Source organism: Leifsonia sp. HAY1-4F, from assembly GCF_056755275.1.
Genome location: NZ_JBNDHX010000413.1, coordinates 1 through 255 on the forward strand (window position 1 = coordinate 1; position 255 = coordinate 255).

A 255-nucleotide genomic window follows, 5' to 3' on the forward strand; every position below is an offset into this window, starting at 1 on the left:
ATCATTGGTGTGCTCTACATGGGAATCTTCACCAAGTCCGGCCGACCGGCCTGGGCCGCCTTCATCCCTGTCTACAACGGGATCAAACTACTGGAGATCGCCGGACGCCCTTGGTACTGGTACTTGCTGTTCCTCATCCCGTTCGCCGGGATCTACTTCAGCATTGTGGCCCTGAACGATCTGGCCAAGAGCTTCGGAAAAGACGCCGGCTACACGGTGGGACTCGTTCTGCTTCCGGTGTTCTTCGTACCTATT

General features: G+C 56.5%; 1 protein-coding gene. It reads left to right on the forward strand.

The features are described from left to right. Positions 1-18: 18 nt before the first annotated feature. On the forward strand, positions 19-255 hold a 237-nt coding region (locus tag ACPYOG_RS20005), incomplete at its 3' end, for a DUF5684 domain-containing protein (protein ID WP_481295851.1).